Annotated in this window: 14 protein-coding genes; 5 read left to right on the forward strand and 9 right to left on the reverse strand. The window is 65.6% G+C overall.

Annotated elements, in window-relative coordinates:
- Positions 1–8: 8 nt before the first annotated feature.
- From FJV43_RS19630 to FJV43_RS19645, 4 genes are all read right to left on the reverse strand, one after another.
- Complete coding sequence (locus tag FJV43_RS19630; protein WP_239620065.1) at positions 9–737, reverse strand: GntR family transcriptional regulator; 729 nt, start codon at positions 735–737, stop codon at positions 9–11.
- Between the two features lie 106 nt (positions 738–843).
- Positions 844–1,671: a hypothetical protein gene (locus FJV43_RS19635; RefSeq protein WP_239620066.1), complete on the reverse strand. Its 828-nt coding sequence runs from the start codon at positions 1,669–1,671 to the stop codon at positions 844–846.
- A 248-nt stretch (positions 1,672–1,919) separates the two neighbouring features.
- Entirely contained in the window at positions 1,920–4,367 is a 2,448-nt protein-coding gene (locus FJV43_RS19640; RefSeq protein ID WP_239620068.1) for an adenylate/guanylate cyclase domain-containing protein, read from the reverse strand.
- A gap of 230 nt (positions 4,368–4,597) precedes the next feature.
- Positions 4,598–6,646: an AsmA family protein gene (locus tag FJV43_RS19645; protein WP_239620069.1), complete on the reverse strand. Its 2,049-nt coding sequence runs from the start codon at positions 6,644–6,646 to the stop codon at positions 4,598–4,600.
- A 230-nt stretch (positions 6,647–6,876) separates the two neighbouring features.
- Here FJV43_RS19645 and FJV43_RS19650 point away from each other — a divergent pair, with 230 nt between their 5' ends.
- The gene (locus FJV43_RS19650) at positions 6,877–7,551 is read left to right on the forward strand and encodes a Crp/Fnr family transcriptional regulator (protein WP_028178789.1); all 675 of its coding nucleotides are present in this window, start codon (positions 6,877–6,879) and stop codon (positions 7,549–7,551) included.
- Positions 7,552–7,647: 96 nt separating this feature from the next.
- On the opposite strand, the gene FJV43_RS19655 is transcribed toward FJV43_RS19650, so the two are convergent.
- The 4 genes from FJV43_RS19655 to FJV43_RS19670 form a co-directional block, all read right to left on the reverse strand.
- Entirely contained in the window at positions 7,648–10,797 is a 3,150-nt protein-coding gene (locus FJV43_RS19655; RefSeq protein WP_239620071.1) for an efflux RND transporter permease subunit, read from the reverse strand.
- A complete protein-coding gene (locus tag FJV43_RS19660; RefSeq protein ID WP_035670616.1) occupies positions 10,797–11,726 on the reverse strand; it encodes an efflux RND transporter periplasmic adaptor subunit in 930 nt (309 codons plus the stop codon). The genes FJV43_RS19655 and FJV43_RS19660 overlap by 1 nt, the downstream gene beginning before the upstream one ends.
- A 155-nt stretch (positions 11,727–11,881) precedes the next feature.
- Positions 11,882–12,547, reverse strand: a complete 666-nt coding sequence (locus tag FJV43_RS19665) for an OmpA family protein (protein ID WP_239620073.1) — start codon at positions 12,545–12,547, stop codon at positions 11,882–11,884.
- 143 nt (positions 12,548–12,690) lie between these two features.
- The gene (locus FJV43_RS19670) at positions 12,691–14,235 is read right to left on the reverse strand and encodes a caspase family protein (RefSeq protein ID WP_239620074.1); all 1,545 of its coding nucleotides are present in this window, start codon (positions 14,233–14,235) and stop codon (positions 12,691–12,693) included.
- A 369-nt stretch (positions 14,236–14,604) separates the two neighbouring features.
- On the opposite strand from FJV43_RS19670, the gene FJV43_RS19675 reads away from it, so the two are divergent.
- Entirely contained in the window at positions 14,605–15,411 is an 807-nt protein-coding gene (locus FJV43_RS19675) for an N-acyl homoserine lactonase family protein (protein ID WP_239620076.1), read from the forward strand.
- A 65-nt stretch (positions 15,412–15,476) separates the two neighbouring features.
- Here the strand turns inward: FJV43_RS19675 and FJV43_RS19680 are convergent, their stop codons facing one another.
- The gene (locus FJV43_RS19680) at positions 15,477–16,019 is read right to left on the reverse strand and encodes a MarR family transcriptional regulator (RefSeq protein WP_239620077.1); all 543 of its coding nucleotides are present in this window, start codon (positions 16,017–16,019) and stop codon (positions 15,477–15,479) included.
- A 110-nt stretch (positions 16,020–16,129) separates the two neighbouring features.
- Here FJV43_RS19680 and FJV43_RS19685 point away from each other — a divergent pair, with 110 nt between their 5' ends.
- The 3 genes from FJV43_RS19685 to FJV43_RS19695 are packed head-to-tail and all read left to right on the forward strand — an operon-like array spanning position 16,130 to position 18,956.
- Positions 16,130–17,743: an FAD-dependent oxidoreductase gene (locus tag FJV43_RS19685; RefSeq protein WP_239620079.1), complete on the forward strand. Its 1,614-nt coding sequence runs from the start codon at positions 16,130–16,132 to the stop codon at positions 17,741–17,743.
- Between the two features lie 7 nt (positions 17,744–17,750).
- A complete protein-coding gene (locus FJV43_RS19690; protein ID WP_025032749.1) occupies positions 17,751–17,975 on the forward strand; it encodes a DUF2783 domain-containing protein in 225 nt (74 codons plus the stop codon).
- Between the two features lie 24 nt (positions 17,976–17,999).
- On the forward strand, positions 18,000–18,956 hold the full coding sequence (locus tag FJV43_RS19695) for an MBL fold metallo-hydrolase (protein WP_239620080.1): 957 nt from the start codon (positions 18,000–18,002) through the stop codon (positions 18,954–18,956).
- Positions 18,957–18,958 lie beyond the last annotated feature (2 nt).

The following is an 18,958-nucleotide window of genomic DNA, read 5'->3' on the forward strand; positions in this document are numbered from 1 at the left end:
AGGGATCGTCAGGTCGTGCGGCTCACCTCCGCAATGCGCGAGGCGGCGAGCTCGACAAACTCCTTGGTGATGCCGAAATGCTTCGACAAGGCGCGAACTGCCGCGTCCGCGTCGCGTTTCATCACGGCAGCGACAATCGCCTCGTGTTCGGCCTCGACGTCGCGCGGCTTGCCACCGAGCTCGCGTCGGATCGAAAGACGGCGATATCTCTCACTCTGCTCGTGCAACACGTCGCGGAAGCCGAGCAGCCATGGCGAGCCGCAGGCGTTGACGAGCGCACGGTGGAAAATGCGGTGACGGATCACCCATTCCTCGTAGTGCACGGTCGGATCATCGGGGTAGTGATAGGGGACGGCCTTCAGATCCGCCCAGGTCGACTTCACCGACGCGAGCCAGGCGTCATCGCCCCGCTCGATCGAACGGCGCAGCGCGAGGCCCTCGATGTCGATCCGGGTCTGTGTCACGTCGGCGAGATCGGCCAGCGACACCGGGCTCACGCGGAAGCCGCGCTGGTCTGACGCCTGCACGAGGCCGTCGGCGACGAGACGCGACAGAGCCTCGCGGACGGCGGCAAGGCTCACCGAAAACTGCTTGGCGAGGCCGGCGATGTGCAGCTTCTGGGCGGGCAGCAGGCGCGTCGCCAGGATATCGGCGCGCAGCCGCTCATGCAGCGCCGACGTCAGGCTGCGCGGACCATCGCCGGGGTTTCCGGACATGTCGAACTGAAGCGGACCCATTGCGGGATGATTGCAAGGCGGCACCCCGCGGTCAACAGAAAATCGAAAATCGATTTTATCGGCGCCTCTTGGTTGAGCAGGAGAAGAAGCGGCACGCCTGGCGTGATCACCCGCAAGCCCAGTCGAACTTCATATCCCTGAAGTCGAGCTGGGCGTTGCCGCCGCCAAAATTGTAGCCGCCGAAATATTCCTCGAACTCGATGTAGAACGGGCTCATCTCGGGCACGGCCTGGCAGGGCCGCATCGTGCCGCCGAGATGGTTGTGGGCGTGATCCTTGCTCCAGTCATGCAGGCGGAAATTGTCGCGGCCGGGCACGCCGCCGACATAATAGTAGTAGGGCTGATAGCCGGTCGGCGTCTTCTCGCGCACGTGCTCGTCCTGCGGGCCCTTGCCGGCGTTGGGATCGTTCGCGCGCGGCGACAGGGCGATCGCGCGATTCTCGACGAGATCCGCGCGCGGCGAAGCGGCGAACATCTTCCTTGCGTAAGGCGGCGCCGCCTCGAAGAAGGCGCTGGCCCCGCCGACGTCGAGCCAGCGCGGCCGCTCGGCCGTCGCCAGCGCCAGCGGTGCCGGCGGCGTCGCGAACGCGTCCTCGTACTCGGCCCGTGTCAGCAGCAGCGCGGCATATTCGTAGTCGAGGATGTCCGTCATGCGCGACAGGTGTGGATGGGAGATGCGCGCCAACACCGCCTCGCGAATCTCGGGATCATCGGGCGCGCCGCCGTCGTTGTGATCTGGCGCGGTGGCAAAGAACGACACCGCGACGATGTCCTCGCCATGCACGCGATAATCCTCCGGCAGCAACAGCGTGAACCCGTGCATCAGCGGATAGCCGCTGACCGGATCGAGCGGCCATTGTTCGCTCGTGATGCCCGGCGGCAGCCCAAAGACCCAGCCATGATCGCGCACGCGGTCGGCGGGACGGTCCAGCATCTGCAGATCATAAGCACGCGAAGGCGGGGCAAATGCCACGGTCGGCTCCATCCGGGTTCAGCCTCGCCGTTGAGGCGAGGGTTGGTCGCGAGGAGGCGGGATGTGGTTCGTGGGGATGCTACCGTCTTGCCGCTGTTTTCGCCCGACGTGTCAAACGCTTTGGCACCCGCGGAAAGGCCCCGCTAACCCATTGATTCCTAAGACCCCGTCTACTGTGCATGGGGTTGTTTTCGCACTTTTTGCTTCGGCTACCCGCGCATCCGCGCGACCGACGCATCCACCACGTTCTCCACCTCCTCGCGCCAGCTCAGGATCTCCATCGCCAGCACCGGGTGATTGAAGCCCTTGAGCTGGAGATCATCGAGGGCGCGGGCCTCGACCCAGGGCTCGACCATGCCGTAGACGCGGCGGCTGACCACGATCTGGTTGGGCTTGGCTTCGCCGCAGAGGCGGGAGGCGAGGTTGGTGACGCTGCCGATCGCGGCATATTCCAGCCGCTGCTCGAAGCCGACCTGGCCGAGCGTGGCATAGCCGAGCGCGATGCCGATGCCGAACCCCAGGCTATGCCCGCGGTTGCGCCAGCGCTCGGTCAGCGGGCCGATGGTGTCGCGCATCTCCACCGCCATCTTCACCGCGCGCCTGATATGGTCCTCGAACTGGATCGGCGCGTTGAACAGGATCATCACGCCGTCGCCGGCATATTTGTCGAGCGTGCCCTCGTATTTGAAGATCAGCTTGCCGAGCGCGGCGTGATATTCGCGCAGCACGTTCATCGCCTCTTCCGGCTCGGTCGCTTCCGTGAACGCGGTGAAGCCGCGCAGGTCGCAGAACACCACGGTCACCTCGCGGCGCTGGCTGGTGAGCAGCCCCTCGGGGCTGTCGGAGGAGGCGATCAGCTGCGCCACCTGCGGCGCCAGGAAACGCTCGAGCTTGCGGATGCGCTCGATCTCGCCGAGCTGGGTCTTGACGCGCGCCTCCAGCGACTTGTTCCAGTCCTTGAGCTGCTCGGTCTGCTCGCGCAGCTTGTCCGCCTGGGCGCGCACGGTCTTGTTCGCGGCCTCCAGCGCGTGGCTCTTGTGGTCGACCTCGCTGAACAGCCGCGCATTGCGCATCGCCAGCACCGCCTGGTTGGCAAAGGTGCGCATCAATCCGATGACGCTGCCGGCGAACTCGCCACCGGCGCGGCGCAGCACCACCAGCGAGCCCAGCGTGCCCTGCTGGTCGATCAGCGGCACCACCAGCACCGAGTTGAAGCCGGCCGCGAGCGCGACCTCGCGCAGCGGCTGCTCCGCGGCCTCGCCGAGCTCGGCTAGTGCGATCGGCTCGCCGCTGTCGGCGGCATCGCTCAGGATGTTCTCGCCCTGCTCGATGGTGACATGCGCGCCGTCGGCGGATTTGTCGATGCCGTTGGCCTCGACCAGGTTGAAGCGGCCCGCCTCGGCGTCGAAGCCGTAGATCAGCACCGCGTCGGCATGGGTGATCTCGATCGCACGGGCGGCGATCGTCGCAAGCACGGCGTTGAGATCGAGCGAGGAGGCCACAGCGCGGCCGACCTCCTCCAGCACCTTGAGCTCGTGGATCGACTGCGCGAGGTCGCGGGTGCGCTCCTCGACCTTGGTCTCCAGGTTCGAATAGGTCTCCTGGATCTGGTCGGCCATGCGGTTGAACTGCCCGGCGAGGTCCTCCAGCTCGTCGGAGGTGTGCACGTCGATGCGGTGGCTGAAATCGCCTTCGCCGAGCTTGTGTGCGCCGTCGCGCAGCGCCGTGATCGGGATGATCATGCGGCGCGCCAGCAGCGTGCCGGCGAGGATCGCGACCATCAGGCCCATGCCGATCAGCAGCACGATGCGCACCAGCTGGTCGCGGATCGGCATCAGGGCCTGCGTGGTCGGCTGCTCGAACAGCACGCTCCAGCCGAGCTTCGGCACGATGCTCGCGGCGCTCATCACCGCATGACCATTGAAGTCGGTGCCGGACGTGTCGGGCTCGTGGCCGGGCGCGATCGCGGCTGCGACCTGCGGCAGCCTGGAGAGGTCCTTGCCGATTTCGGGCCCTTTCGAGGACGTCGCCAGCACCCGGCCGCGCGGATCGACCACATAGGCAAAGGCCGCCTTGCCGACCTGGGCGTCGGACAGGAAATCGGTGAGGAAGCTGAGATCGATCTCGGCCACGGTGACGCCGGCGTTGAAGCCGGAATGCGCCACCGAGATCGACATCATCGGCGTCCGGTCGGCGAACCAGGCCGGCGCATAGCTGACGCCGCGGGCGACGGCGTCGGTGAAGCGCATGTCGCGGGAGAGGTCGGCATTGCCGCCGGTCGTGGTCGACTGCCGGGAGACGCGCAACACCTCGCGGCCGTCGCCGTTGAGCTGGAACAGCTGGTTGACGTCGGAGACCTGGTGCAGCAGCTGCGCGTAGTCGGCGCGGCGCTTCTCCAGCGTATCCTGGCTCGCCCGCGTCACCCAGCTGATCTGGCGGTCGAGCTCGGAGATCGACTGCTCGATTCGCCGGGCGGCCGCCTGGGCCTTGTCCTCCAGCCCGTCGGTCAGCGACGTCCGGGTGGCGCGATAGGAGATCCAGGTCTCCATCGCCCCGTTGACGGCGAGGACGAACACGACGAGGCCGACGAGGGAGACGACGTATTTGGCGAACAGGCCCCCGCGCAGAGATCGTGTCTTGTCGTTCGCTCCTGCCATCCCGATCCTCTTGCGCCGCCATCGACGCCGGCGCTGCGGGCCGTTCTACCACAATTTGGGCCATGGGGCCGTGGCGGGGCCGGCGGACCGGCCGGTGTGGTTACCCCCGGTGGACTTCCGGGCCGGTGGAAGGGAGGAATTGCCGCAGCCTCATCCCGCTCGGAGGAAGCCGCAGGGGTCGAAGCCGATGCAAGGATTTGCCCGTGACGTCCAGCGCGCCAGTCCTTCGGTCAGCGATTGAAGAGCTGCCGCAGCACGTCGTTCATTGGCTGACTGTCCTGCTGCGCCGGCGGCGGGTCCTCCAGAGCGGGGGCCGCAGGCGAGGCCTGCGGCGCCGGCGTGGAGGGCGTTGCCGGCACGCTGCGGCTGCGGCCGGAGGCGGTGCCTGTGCCGGTTGCTGCGCCACTGGAAAGCCCCTGCTGGATCAGATTGCCGATCGCCTCCCCCAGCGGGCCGCCGAGCACATTGTTCTGCCCCGGCTGCTGGGCTTGCGGATTGGCATTGCCGCCGCTTGGCGCGGTGGCGCCACCCAGCCCGAGGCTGCCCAGAATGTTGCCGAGCCCGGCGCCGTCGGGGCCGAACAGACCCTTGCCCATCTCGCGCAGCTTGGCATAGGCGGCGTCCGGATTGTCCAGCATGCCGGCCATATCAGGATAGATCCGCGGCTGCGACCAGCTGCCCTGGATCATCACGGGGATACCGAAGCCGACCGGCTCGGAGATGCGGCCCTGGCCTTCGGTCGTCATCACGAGCTTCGGCTCGACGCGAAAGCCCATCATCTTGGTGTCGAGCGCGATGGTGCCGGCGCCGGTCACGCGCACCAGCGGTCCGATCAGATTGAGATCGGTCGTCACCGCCTGGCCCTTGTCGATGCGGAAGGAGGCCGAGAGCTGCGACAGATCCGTGCTCTGTTCCTGGCCAGGGTCCTGATTTGCCTGCCAGCCGGACAGCGTGCCTGCCGTCAGCGAGCGGATCATCTGCGCGACGTTGATGCCACGGATGGCGCCGTCCTGGAAATTGACGAAGGCCGTACCTTGCATGTTCGCCATCAGCGCGCGCTGACTGTTGCCGGCGCTGCGCAGGGCGAGCTTGGCCTGCAGCTTGCCGTCGATGCGGTCGAATTCGGCAAGGCCCTGGAGCAGCGGCAGCGCGCGCACGCCGACGAGATCGGAATGCATGGCAAAGCTCGGCGCACCGCTGGTCGCATCCAGGATCACCTCGCCCGAGACCTGGCCGCCATAGGCGCCGAGATTGGAGGTGCCGGCCTTCAGCACGCCGCCGGCGAGCTTGGCGTCGAGCGCCAGCGGCGCGATGCGCGCATCGCCGATCAAGGCTTCGTTCGCGGAGATCCGCAACTGCGCGTCGACATAGTTGAGCCCGGACACGTTGATCGGCGCATCGCTCCAGGGCTGTCCGGCCGTGCCCTGCGGCGATTTCGCCAGCGGCATCGCGAGCCGCTGGAAATCGAGGTCCACCTTGACCAGGGGCTTGCTCGCGATGTCGACCGAAGCCCAGCCGTTGAATGCGCCGTCGCCGAGCCGGCCGTTCACGCCGTTGATCATCACCACATCGCGGTTGAGCCGCATCTCGGCGTGTCCGGTGAGCTGGGACTTCAGCACGTCAGGCATGTCGATGGCGAAATCCACGGGAACGGTCGGCCGCTCGGCCGGCGATGCCGGCGCGGCCGCCTTGATGTCGAACTTGGTCGGATGATCGCCGACGCGCGCGGTGCCGGTGATATTGACCTTGCGGTCGTGGTCGACGGTCGCGTCGGCGTTGATGGCGCTGATGCGGCCCTCGACACGATCGCGCAGGCGCGAGAATGCAACTTCGCCGTCGATCACCTTGATGCGGTCGATGGTGGCGCCATTGGTATCGAGCGCGAGCGGCTTCGACGGGGCGCCGGCACTCGGCAGGCGCTCACGCAGCAGCGGCTGGTAGAGCACGGGATGGGTGACGACGAGTTCGCCGATCTCAGGGCGGCCGGACCATATGCTTGCGAGCGACATTTCGGCCTGCACGCTGTCGACCGTCAGGCGCGTGATGCCGCTGCGATCCCTGGGGTCGGCAAGCGTGAGGTCGTTCAGGGTGACGTTCAGCGTCGGCCACAGGCTGATCTTCGTGGTGCCGTCGATCGACAGGCGATAGCCGGTCGCGCTCTCGACGCGCGAGGCGATCGCGGCGGTCAGGAAGCCCGAGGGGATTCCCACCATCAGCAGGAGTGCGATCACGATGATGACGGCGGCCAAAGCTCCGCCGGCGAATTTCAATGCTCTCATGTCGACTTTCCAACGACGGATGATCGGCGTCGAACCGGCAGATGACCCGTCCTTTGCGCCTTTAGTTTATCCCCGGACGGGAAGCGGCTCCAAGCGCGTAAAAATAGTCCGGGGGTGCTGCAAAGTTATGTGACTTATGACACACTTCTCCGGCGCGGTTTTACGCGATCCTGAAGTTTGATGGTTTCAAGCGATTTGACAGGAACAGTGACGTTCACAAGGACATTGAAATGAGCAAGCAGGCCGAATTTGCGGTCATCCTGAAGATGAACCCGATGTTCGCCGATCTCGGCGCAGACGAGCTCCAGCGGTTGTCCAATCTCTGTCACACCCAGCATCTGGGGAACGGCGAGGTGCTGTTCCAGAAAGGCGATCCCGGGGACGCGCTGTTCGGCGTGCGCCGCGGCCAGGTCCGCATCGAGACCGGCGCCTCCGACGGCAGCCGGCTGACGCTGAATTTCATGGGGCCCGGCGACCTGTTCGGCGAGGTCGCGGTGCTGGACGGCCAGAGCCGCACGGCGGATGCCACTGCGGGCGAGACCAGCGAATTGTTCGTGCTGCGACGCGAAGACTTCCTCGGCTTCCTCGAGCGCGAGCCAAAGGTCGCGATCAAGATCATCGCACTGCTGTGCCAGCGCATCCGCTGGCAGAGCGAGCGCATGGAGGAATCCATGCTGCAGCCGCTGCCGGTTCGCCTGGCGCGGCGGCTCTGCGCGCTCGCCGCCGATTTCGGCTCCGAGGTCCACATCTCGCAGGAGCAGCTCGGCGTCTTCGTCGGCGCCGCCCGCGAGAGCGTCAACCGCCAGCTTCAGGCCTGGCGCAAGGAGGCGATCCTCGATCTCCAGCGCGGCCGCATCCTGCTGCGGAACATGAGCAAGCTGACCGCGATCGCGCGGAACGAGTAGGGGCGACGGCTGCTCGCGGCGTCCGATCTTCCTGCTCGCCGCGCACTCATCATCGCACACCCAACCGGCGGCGTCGTCCGTTTGAGACGCGCGGTCCTACTCCGCCGCCGGGTGCACGAAGTTCTTCGGCACGCGGGGCGCCTCCGCTGGTGCCGTTCCATGATGATCGTCCGTCTCGGCGTCCTCGCTGTGCACGATCAGCCGCTTGGCGAAGCGCCAGATCAGGGCGCCGAAATCGTCCATCACCATGAACATCGCGGGCACGAACACCAGCGACAGGATGGTCGAGAAGATCAGGCCGCCGATCACCGCGAGCGCCATCGGCGAGCGGAATTCGCCGCCGGCGCCGACCGCGAGAGCGCTCGGTATCATGCCGGCGGCCATCGCGATCGTGGTCATCACGATCGGCCGGGCGCGCTTCATGCCGGCGTCGATCATGGCTTCCTCGCGCGGCTTGCCGGCGCGAATGGCTTCGATCGCGAATTCCACCAGCATGATCGCGTTCTTGGTGACGATACCCATCAGCATCAGGATGCCGATCCACACCGGCGTGGTGAGCTGCTTGCCGGTGACGAGCAGCGCTGCGATGGCGCCGCCGATCGAGAGCGGCAGCGAGAACAGGATGGTGATCGGCTGCAGGAAGGTGCCGAACAGCAGCACCAGCACGGCGTAGACCATCATCAATCCCGCCGTGATCGCGGTCGCGAAGCCGTCCGACAATTCGTTCAGGCTTTCCGCGTCGCCGGAGGGCGAGACCTTCACGCCCTTCGGCAGGGTCTTCATGACCGGCAGGTCGTAGATCTTCTTGGTGGCATCGCCGAGCGCGGCGGAGCCGACGAGGTCGGCCGCGACGGTCGCCTGCCGCTCGCGGTCGTAGCGGTTGATGCTGGTCGGACCCTGGTCGAGCTTGACATCGGCGATAACCGAGAGCGGCACGCCGCCCTTCTCGCCGCGCTCGCCAAGCGGCACGCGCAACTGTTCGAGCGTCTTCAGATTGCCGCGCGCGGCATCCTCGAGCTGCACCCGGATCGGTACCAGGCGATCGCCGACGTCAAATTTGGCGAGCGCAGGGCCGACGTCGCCGATGGTGGCGACACGGATGGTCTGCGACAGGCTTTCGGTGGACACGCCGAGCCGTGCGGCGAGATCGGCGCGCGGTTCGATACGCAGCTCGGGACGCTCCAGCGAGGTCTCCGAGATCACATTGGCGATGGTGGGAATGCGTTTCATCTGCGTCGCAAGCTCGCTCGCGACGTTGTTGACGATGTTGGGATCGACACCGGTCACCACCAGCGAGATCGCGCGCAGGCCGTTCTCGTCCAGGAACCAGAAACGGATATCGGGAACGTTCTCCAGCTCCTGGCTGATCGAGAATTCAAGCTCGCGCTGGGTGATGTCGCGGCTGTTCTTGGGCGTGTAGTTGATGATCAGGGCGGCACGCCGGACTTCCTGGGTCCCCGGCGGGACGCGCCCGCCGTCGACGAAGATGCTCTTGACCTCGGGCCGCTTGCGCAGGCGCGCGACGATGTCCTCGGTGACCTTTTCGGTGTAGGCGAGCTGGGTGCCCGGCGGCAGCTCGAGGGCAAGCAGCGAGCGGGCGCTGTCCTGCGCCGGCAGAAAGCCCTGCGGCAGCAGCGTGATGCTCCAGATCGAGGCGGCGAAGACGCCGAGGCCGATCAGCACCGTGATGAAATAGTGCTTCACCGACCAGCCCACGATCCGATGATAGGACCGCAATATGCGGCCGGGCGGCGGTTCCACATGCGTATGGTGCTTGAGGAAGTAGGCTGCCAGAACCGGGGTGACGAAGCGGGCCGCGAGCAGCGAGAAGAACACCTGCACCGAGACGGTGATGCCGAACTGCTTGAAGAACTGCCCGGCAATGCCCGACATGAAGCTCGCGGGTGCGAAGATCGCGATGATGGTCAGCGAGATCGCGATGACCGCGAGGCCGATCTCGTCGGCGGCCTCCAACGCGGCACGGTAGGGCGATTTGCCCATGTTCATGTGCCGGACGATGTTCTCGATCTCGACGATGGCATCGTCGACGAGAATGCCGGTCGACAGCGTGATGGCGAGAAAGCTGACGAGGTTCAGCGAGAAGCCGAGCAGGTCCATCGCCCAGAACGCCGGGAAGATCGACAGCGGCAGCGAGATCGCGGCGATGATGGTGGCGCGCAGGTCGCGCAGGAACAGCAGCACGATGACGACGGCGAGGATGGCGCCTTCGAACAGGGTCGAGATCGCCGCGTGGTAATTGCCGTTGGTGTATTCGACCGAGGTGTCGATCACCTTCAGATCGACATCGGGATAGGCCGCCTTGAGCGCGTCGATGCGCTTCTGCACGGCTTCGGCGACCTTCACGTCGCTGGCGCCCTTGGAACGCTTGATGCCGAGCGCGACCACCGGCTCGCCATTGAAGCGGGCGAAGGTGCGGCGGTCGGCGATGGTGTCGGTGACGGTACCGAGATCGTCGAGCCGGACCTCGCCGCCGCCGAACAGCGGGATCATGGTGCCGGCGAGATCGCCCAGCGTCTTGGCGCCCGCGAGCGTGCGGATCGCCTGGTCGTTCTTGCCGATCTCGGCGCGTCCGCCGGCGACGTCGACATTGGTGCCGCGCAGGCTCTGGCTGACATTGACGGCAGTCAGACCCATGGCCTGCAAGCGATCGGGATCGAGCGAGACCAGGATCTCGCGCTCGACACCGCCGATGCGCTCGACCTGGGCGACACCGCGGACGCCCTGCAGCGCGCGCTTGACCACGTCGTCGACGAAATAGGAGAGCTGCTCCGGCGTCTTGCCGGGCGAGATCGCGGCATAGGTGACGATCGGCAGGCCGATGACGTCGACGCGCTGGATCAGCGGCTCGGTGACGTTCTGCGGCAGGTTGGAGCGCACGCGCGTCACCGCGTCCTTGACGTCGTTGAGCGCGCGGTCGGTGTTGGTCTCGAGCGCGAACTGGATCGTGGTGACCGACAGGCCGTCGGTGATCGAGGAGGTGATGTGCCTGACGCCCTCGACGCCGGAGACCGCGTCTTCAACCGTCTTGGTGACCTGGGATTCGAGCTCGGCTGGTGCTGCGCCAAACTGCGAGACCGCAACCGAGATCACGGGGATGTCGGCCGAGGGCAGCCGCGTCACTGCAAGCTTGGTGAAGGAGGTCCAGCCGAGAACCAGAAGGATGATCGAAAAGACGACAGACGGCAGCGGATGACGAATTGACCATGCCGAGATATTGAGAGCCATCAGCGTACCCGCGTGCGATCGAGTTCATCGGCGAACATGGTCTTGATCTGGTCGCCATCATGGAGCGAAGAGCCGGCGTCGGCCACGACGATTTCCCCGACCTCGAGGCCTTCCAGGATTTCCGTCGAGGTGTCGGACGACAGTCCGACCCGCACCTTGCGCGTCTCGACGACATTGCCTTTGACGACCTGCACCATGAGATGGTCGATCGCGGTCTTGGGGATGGAAACGCCGCAGCTGCGCTTGGCGTCGATCGAGGCGCGGGCGAACACGCCGACCTTGAGCGATGGATTGTTGGTGACGCTGATGCGGACGCGCCCGAGCTGGGTCGTGCGGTCGATTTCGGGCGCGACCAGCCGGACGCGTCCGATCAGATCGGGCGCGTCGTCGCGGCTGATGCGCACGGTCGCGCCGGAACTGAGCTTGGACATGTGCACCGCCGGCACCTGGGCGTCGAGCTCGATCTCGTTGTTGACGGCGATGCGGAACATCGGACCAGCCTGCGGCGAGGCCGGCGCGCCGACGATGGTGCGGACCTCGGTGATGAGACCCGGAGCAGGTGCTCTCAACGAGATCGGGCCTTGCGGGCCGGGTCGCTGCGGCTGGCCCGGGATCTGCGGCGGCGCAGTCAGGCGCGCCAGCTCCTGGTTGTCGGCGACAATGGCGCCCTCGGTGACCAGGAGGTCGGTGACTCTTGAGCCTTCCTGGTCGGCAACGACCACCGCCTCGCGGCGCGGCACGAAGAAGCCGGTCACCCGCACCAGGTCGGAGAAGCAGGCGTTGGTGGACTTCGTCACGATGACGAGCGCCTCGCCCGGCGTCTCCTTCGCTTCGGGGCGATGCCGATGCTCGAACAGATAATAGCCGACGCCGAGCACGGCGACGAACAGCACGGTTCCGGCCGGCTTGAGATATTGAGTCAGATTCATCGCCGGATCATCCTGGCCTGGCTCACGGCCGTCCGTGCGAGGCCCAGACAGAGCGTTTCCCCGAAATAAAGCGTCCCGCAAGGTTGCGGGACGCGCTTTGGAAGCGAGACCTTACACCACATCACGACTGTTCACTGTAAAGGATTACGTCGAGCTCACTTCGACGCGGTAGTCTTGTTTTCCATGTTGACGACCTGCACGCGGCGGTTGACCTCTGCCAGCGGCTGGCTCGGATTCTTGAGCTTGCTCTTGCCATAGCCGACGGTGACGAGATCGGTCGCGGAGATGTTGTACTTCTCGACGAGGTAGCGCTTGATCGAATCGGCGCGACGCTCCGACAGGTCCTGGTTGTAGGCTTCGCCGCCGGCGGCGTCGGTGTGGCCGGCGACCACGAAGGTCGAGCCCTTCAGGTCGGGACTGGTCAGCGCCCGGCCGAGCGCCTGCACCGACGGCATCGACTTGGCGCTGATGTTGGCGGAGTTGTAGTCGAACGTGATTTCGAGATCGATGTTCGGCTTGTCCTTGACGACTGAAGCGATTTCCTCGCGCTCGGTCGACGACAGCGAGCGCGTCGAGCGGCCGCGCACGGACTGAATCAGCTTGGTCTCCGCCGCGTTCGGCGCGGATTCGGTCTGCGGGCCGATCGAGAGGCCGCGGGTCAGGGGCTTCTTGGCCGGCGGTGCGAGCGCGCGGACGATCTCGTCCTCGGTGACATTCTTGCTGTTGCCGTCATCGCCTGCGTACGCGCGCGGCAATGACAGAGCGGCGCCGACGATGATGATGGACAGGATCGCGGTAAGTCCCTTTGCAGCCAATCTCATAGCCAGTCCCTCCTGCTCAGCCAGTCGCGTGCTTCCAAATTCCGGCAATAGGCCCCGGAAAAGGCCTCTTGCGGCATCCGCCCATTAGTCTTTCTTGGCCCGTCCAAGGTTCGAGGCTTTGACTGCCCCAACTCGAAAAAATATCAACGCACTCCGTAGCTTGCGAATTCCTGAACGATGTTCGGATCCATCGCCTTGGCATTGGCGATGTCCAGCGCTCCTTCCTGGGCGGAGCCGTTGCGTTGCTTGGCAAGGCCCCGTCCGTAGAGCGAGGAGGTCAGGCGCGGGTTGATCTTCAGGGCCGCATCGAAATCGGCGATGGCGTTCTTCACCGCTCCCGACTTGAGGTTGACGAGTCCTCGGCTGTCCAGCGCATCGACGAAGTTCGGCCGAAGCCGCAGTGCCTCGTTGCAATCCTTCAGCGCGCCCTGGAGGTCACCGACCACGGTGCGAGTCCAGCAGCGGTTGTTCAGCGCCTCGACGTCTTTCGAATTGATCCGGAGGGTGTCGTCGAAATCCTTGATCGCGAGGTTGTAGGCGCCCTTGCTGGCATAGACCTGGCCGCGCCGATACAGCGCGTTCACGTCGTCCGGATTGGCGGCGATCTTGGCGGTCAGGCCCTTGATCGTGGGATCGTCAGCCAGCGCGGCGGCGCTGGGTCCGCTGTCGGTGCTCGGCGCGGGAGCGGGATCGATCGGCTTCACCGGCTGTGGCGGCGGCGGCAGGGCGGCCTCGATCTGTGGCTTTGGCGCGGGGGGCGGCGCGGGCGCGGGCGCAGCTGGAGCAGCAGGAGCGGGTGCCGCAGCAGTGTCGGCCGGCTTCGGCGGCGGAGGCGGTGCCGGCGGGGCGGGTGGCGCCGGCGGCGGGTTGTTGGCGATGACGGCCGGCGCAGCGGGGGGCGCAGGCGGCGGCGTCGTTGCGGGACGCGATCCGCCGGCGCCCGGAATGAACGAGAAATCTTCGGCCAATGACGAGGAAATCCAAGGCACCTGCTCGCCGCGCGAGGCGCGGGTGACGCCCATCTTGGTGCGGTTCAGCGTCTCTTCGGCCATCAGGTCGGGGACGCGGATCTCCTTCAGCAGCTCCTGGACGAACAGGCTGTGGTCGCCGCCGGCGTCCGAGACCACCGAGGCCAGCGCCGCCGAATACATCACCAGCGTGCCGTTGGGCGCGATGACCGGGGTCAGGCCGGCCGAGAAGCTGCGGAACCGGCGCTCGAACGGATTGCGCCTGGACGCATCGATCAGCGCGATCTTGACGCCGGCGCCGCGGCTGTTGAGCTCGCCGAGCACGGTCTCGAGGCTGAAACCATCGCGGCGCACGTCGGACTCCGTCCAGATCTGTGCATCGACCGGCAGCAAGTAGCTCTGGCGCGCCGACTGGATGCCGAAGCCGCTGAAGAACACCAGCGCCACCGATCCCGGTTTGATCTTGCCGTAGAGCTTGTCGAAGGCGCGGCGCATCGCGTCGCCGGTCAGGTTCTCGCCGATCTCGACCGAGAAGCCGTCCCGCTTGAGCTCATCGGCGACGTCGCGCGCATCGTTGATCGGTTCCTTCAGTGGAGCATCCGCGTCCGGATATTTGGCGTTGCCGATGACAAGCGCAAAACGGTCGCCGGCCGCAAGCGATGGGGCAGTCGGGACAAGCGAGACGAGCAAGGGCAGAAGAAAAAAGAAGCGAATTTTCATAATCAGCGCGGTCCAGCCAAAAAGGCGCCGTTCCAGCTTGCGCCGCGGCGACCTTAACTTACGCTTCCTGCATTATCAAACCGGGGACGGGGGGGCGTCAACCGCTTGGAGATTCGGCATTATCGTAGCGATTGACCGCAACGTATGGGCGTGCCGCGAGGGGGATGGACGGGCTGTCATGACGGTACTCGGCGCGGCCTGGTTCGATCCTGTCGGCACAATGTTTAAGGCAACCATGGCGATGAAAAATGTGATTGGTCTCACATTGCGGGGCCGGCTCCCGGCGCAATGCCCCATTTGACCTTTCCTGCCGACGATGGCTTGGTGTGCTCGATCGTCCCAGAAGATCCAACTCAGAAAAGCAAGACCATGGGAAACGTCTACGAAATCTACGCCCTTCGCTACGCGACGATGTCGCCGCGCACCCCCAGCATGAACTTCCTGGCACCCGATCCACATGACAGTGCGGCGCAGGACCTCGACTATTTCGTCTGGCTGATCCGAGGGCACGGCCGCGACATTCTGGTCGACACCGGCTTCAATGCCGAGGAGGCGAGCGCGCGGGCGCGCAAGCTGACGCTCAACCCGGTCGATGCGCTGGAGCGCTTCGGGGTCGCCGCATCTGCGATTCGCGACGTCATCGTGACGCATCTGCATTACGACCATGCCGGCAATCTCGACCGCTTCCCGAATGCGCGCTTCCATCTCCAGGAGCGCGAGATGGCTTACGCGACCGGCCGCTGCATGTGCAACGGACTGTTGCGACATCCGTTCTCGGTCGAGCACGTCACGCAGATGGTGCGCCACGTCTATCGCGAGCGCGTCAACTTCTATTCGGGTGACGGCGAGGTTGCTCCAGGCGTGACAGTGCATCGCGTCGGCGGCCATTCCGACGGCTTGCAGGTGGTCAGGGTCGAAACTGCGCGCGGCCCGGTGGTGCTGGCATCCGATGCCGCGCATTACTACGCCAATCTGCAGCGCAGGAGCCCGTTCCCGATCGTCTACAATGTCGGCGACATGGCGCAGGGCTGGGAGACGATCGAGCGCCTTGCCGGCCATCCGGATCGCTTCATTCCCGGACATGATCCGATCGTGACGGAGATCTATCCGCGCGCCAGCGAGAAGGTCGATGCCTGGGCGCTGCATATGCCGCCGACGCGATCGTTCGCGAAATGACGGCGAAGCCGTCATTCCGGGGCGCGCGTCGCGCGAACCCGGAATCCAGAAGTTGACGGCATCGGCTAATACGCCTGCTTGGCGTCGGCCTCTTGGCTGGTCTGGATCAGGTCGAGGCTCTGCTCGATCTTGCCGAGCAGGGTCGAGAGTTGCCTGCGCTCCTGCGCGGAAAGGCAGGCGAGGATCTCGTCTTCCCGCCGCAGCAATTGCGGGAAAAGCTCTTCGTAGAGCGCGCGGCCTTTCCTCGTCAGTTGCAGCCGGAATTCGCGGCGGTCGGCCTCATTCTCGACCCGTTCAATCAGATTGTCGTTGAGTAGCGCGGTCACCGCACGGCTGATGGTGGATTTGTGCGTGCGGGTGCACTGCGCGATGTACTGCGCGCTGCAGGCATCGTTGCGGAAGCCGAGCGTGGCGATCACGCGCCAGGCCGGAATGTCGAGGCCATGCCGTTCTTGATATTCGACCGAAAGCGCGGAACTGACTTCCGCTGCGAGCCGGTTGAGGCGGAACGGCACGAACTTGAACAGGTCGAGCCGTGGCTTTGGCCGCGCCGAAGCCTCGTCGGCGTCGCGCGCCTTCAGCGCGATGTCGCTGGATGTCCTCGCCAAGGAAAGCGCTCCGAATTCCAGTTGACGGCCGGCCGGCTCCGGTCCAAAATAGTTGCACGTGAGACTATCTAGCAGATCAGTCCTCTCCTGACCAGAGCCGAGGTTAGTGTATGGCACAGGCCAAATCCCAGTTCGGCTATCGACGCCACCCCGATCAGGATCGTTCCGGCCAGAGCCCGGCCGAGCACGCGGTCGTGGTCGTCGGTGCGGGCCCGGTCGGGCTGTCGCTGGCGATCGATCTTGCTCAGCGCGGCCAGCGTGTCGTCCTTCTGGATGATGCCGATCGTATCGGCGAGGGCTCACGCGCGATCTGCTTCTCGAAGCGCTCGCTGGAATATTGGGACCGGCTCGGCGTCGGCGACCGCATGGTCGACAAGGGCGTGGTGTGGAGCGTTGGCCGCATCTTCCACGGCGAGTCCCAACTTTACCAGTTCAATCTCCTGCCGGAGAACGGCCACAAGCGGCCGGCCTTCATCAATCTCCAGCAATATTACGCCGAGGCCTATCTGGTCGATCGCATCGACGATCTTCCCGAGATCGACCTGCGCTGGCGCAACAAGGTGACGGCGCTCGAGCAGCGCAACGGTTCCGTCGCGCTGACGATCGAGACGCCGGAGGGCGCGTACCGCGTGCTCGCCCAATACGTCGTCGCCTGCGACGGCGCGCGCTCCTCGCTGCGGCAGATGGTCGGCGCCGAGTTCGCCGGGCAGGTGTTCGAGGATCAGTTCCTCATTGCCGACGTCAAGATGACTGCGGAATTCCCGACCGAGCGCTGGTTCTGGTTCGATCCGCCGTTCCATGCCGGGCGTTCGGCGCTGCTGCACCGGCAGCCTGACGATGTCTGGCGCATCGATCTCCAGCTCAACCGCTACGCCGATCCTGTCGTCGAGAAGAAGCCCGAGAACGTGCGGCCGCGGATCGCGCGTATGCTCGGCCACGACAAGTTCGCGTTCGAGTGGATCTCGCTCTACAAATTCCAGTGCCGGCGGATGGACCGCTTCATCCATGGCCGCGTGGTCTTCGCCGGCGATTCCGCGCATCAGGTCTCGCCCTTCGGCGCACGCGGCGCCAATTCCGGGCTGGAAGACGCCGAAAACCTGTCCTGGAAGCTCAATCGCGTGCTGCGCGGCACCTCGCCCGCGAGCCTGCTCGAGAGCTATCACATCGAGCGTAGCGCCGCCGCCGACGAGAACATCCGCGAATCGACCCGCTCGACCGATTTCATGGCGCCGAACTCGCATCAGGAGGCGCGGCTGCGCAAGGCGGTGCTGTCGCTGGCGAAGGAGACCGAGTTCGGCAAGCGCATGGTCAATGGCGGCCGGCTTTCGGTGCCATGCAGCTATGATTCCCCCTTGTCCTCGCTCGACGCGGATACGTGGCACGGTGGGCCGTCGCCCGGCTGTTCCATGCTCGACGCCCCCGTCACGACGCCGGCCGGCGAGCAGATCTATCTGACGGATGCCTTCCGCAAGGGTGGAACGGACTTCACCCTGCTGTCGTTCAGCAATGGTGCGGCCATCGATGCGCCCGATGGCGTCAAGGGCATCCGCATCGGCGGCGAGGGCGGGTTTGCCGATCCCTCGGGCTTGGTCGCGAAGCGCTACGGCGCCGAACCGGGCGCCGCCTATCTGCTGAGGCCGGATGGCTATGTCGCGGCGCGCTTCCGCCATCCGACGCGTGCGACGATCGCGGCAGCGCTGGCGCGTGCCGAAGGCTTGTATTGAGGTTCGCATGCCGCTTTCCACCAGCTCCAACTTCGCACGCCCCGACGACGCCTTCCGCGCCATCGTCGAGGCGCATCGCGGTCTCACCGAGGAGCAGAGCGCCGATTTCGACGCGGCGCTGGTGCTGATCCTCGCCAACCATATCGGCGATATCGACGTGCTGCGCGAGGCGATCGGGCTTGCGAAGCGCCGCATGATCGACGGCCAACAGCAACAACAGCAGCAACAATAACCCGGTGACTTGAAGGACGAATTGATGGCGAAGAACTTCGCATCCACTGGCGATCTCTCCGAGAAGAAGATCACATTCTCCGAGATCGGTACGGACCTCTATGCTTTCACCGCCGAGGGCGATCCCAACACCGCCGTCATCGTCGGCGACGACGGCTGCCTCGTGTTCGACGCGCAGGCGACGCCCGCGATGGCGAACAAGGTGATCGAGCGCGTGCGCGCAGTCACCGACAAGCCGATCAAATATGTCGTGCTGTCGCACTATCACGCCGTGCGCGTGCTCGGCGCCTCTGCCTACAAGGCGCAAGGCATCGTCGCCTCGCAGGAGACCTATCGGCTGATCGAGGAGCGCGGCAAGCAGGATTGGGATTCCGAATACGGCCGCTTCCCGCGGCTGTTCCAGGATGCGCAGAGCATCCCCGGCCTGACCTGGCCGACGCTGACCTTCGAAGGCGAGATGACGATCTACCTCGGCAAGCGCGAGGTTCGCCTGATGCAGCTTGGCGCCGGCCACACCTCGGGCGACATCGTCGCCTGGGTGCCGGACGCGGAGGTGATGTTCTCCGGCGACCTGATCGAATATCACTCGGCCTGCTATTGCGGCGATGCGCATTTGCGCGAATGGCCGATGACGTTGAACGAGATCCGCAACTTCAATCCCAAGGCGATCGCGCCGGGCCGCGGCGATGCGCTGAAGGGCACGGCCACGGTGCGCGAGGCCATCGCGATGACGCGCGACTTCGTCACCTCGCTCTACGGCGCGGCCGAAATCTCCGTTGCTCGTGGTCGCACGCTGAAGGAATCGATGGCGGCGACCCGCGAGGTGATGGATCCGAAATTTTCCAGCTTCGCCATCTACGAGCACTGCCTGCCGTTCAACGTGTCGCGCGCCTATGACGAGGCGTCGGGGATCGACGACCCCGTGATCTGGACCGACAAGCGCGACCAGGAAATGTGGGCTGCCTTGCAAGGAGGAGGATAGTC

Source organism: Bradyrhizobium sp. I71 (assembly GCF_022354745.1).
GTDB classification, from domain to species: domain Bacteria; phylum Pseudomonadota; class Alphaproteobacteria; order Rhizobiales; family Xanthobacteraceae; genus Bradyrhizobium; species Bradyrhizobium liaoningense.

What these genes read in the sequence shown, in the direction of transcription:
- FJV43_RS19630 (WP_239620065.1), bottom strand. Translation starts at nt 737, where the DNA reads ATGGGTCCGCTTCAGTTCGACATGTCCGGAAACCCCGGCGATGGTCCG.
- FJV43_RS19635 (WP_239620066.1), bottom strand. Translation starts at nt 1,671, where the DNA reads ATGCTGGACCGTCCCGCCGACCGCGTGCGCGATCATGGCTGGGTCTTT.
- FJV43_RS19640 (WP_239620068.1), bottom strand. Translation starts at nt 4,367, where the DNA reads ATGGCAGGAGCGAACGACAAGACACGATCTCTGCGCGGGGGCCTGTTC.
- FJV43_RS19645 (WP_239620069.1), bottom strand. Translation starts at nt 6,646, where the DNA reads ATGAGAGCATTGAAATTCGCCGGCGGAGCTTTGGCCGCCGTCATCATC.
- FJV43_RS19650 (WP_028178789.1), top strand. Translation starts at nt 6,877, where the DNA reads ATGAGCAAGCAGGCCGAATTTGCGGTCATCCTGAAGATGAACCCGATG.
- FJV43_RS19655 (WP_239620071.1), bottom strand. Translation starts at nt 10,797, where the DNA reads ATGGCTCTCAATATCTCGGCATGGTCAATTCGTCATCCGCTGCCGTCT.
- FJV43_RS19660 (WP_035670616.1), bottom strand. Translation starts at nt 11,726, where the DNA reads ATGAATCTGACTCAATATCTCAAGCCGGCCGGAACCGTGCTGTTCGTC.
- FJV43_RS19665 (WP_239620073.1), bottom strand. Translation starts at nt 12,547, where the DNA reads ATGAGATTGGCTGCAAAGGGACTTACCGCGATCCTGTCCATCATCATC.
- FJV43_RS19670 (WP_239620074.1), bottom strand. Translation starts at nt 14,235, where the DNA reads ATGAAAATTCGCTTCTTTTTTCTTCTGCCCTTGCTCGTCTCGCTTGTC.
- FJV43_RS19675 (WP_239620076.1), top strand. Translation starts at nt 14,605, where the DNA reads ATGGGAAACGTCTACGAAATCTACGCCCTTCGCTACGCGACGATGTCG.
- FJV43_RS19685 (WP_239620079.1), top strand. Translation starts at nt 16,130, where the DNA reads ATGGCACAGGCCAAATCCCAGTTCGGCTATCGACGCCACCCCGATCAG.
- FJV43_RS19690 (WP_025032749.1), top strand. Translation starts at nt 17,751, where the DNA reads ATGCCGCTTTCCACCAGCTCCAACTTCGCACGCCCCGACGACGCCTTC.
- FJV43_RS19695 (WP_239620080.1), top strand. Translation starts at nt 18,000, where the DNA reads ATGGCGAAGAACTTCGCATCCACTGGCGATCTCTCCGAGAAGAAGATC.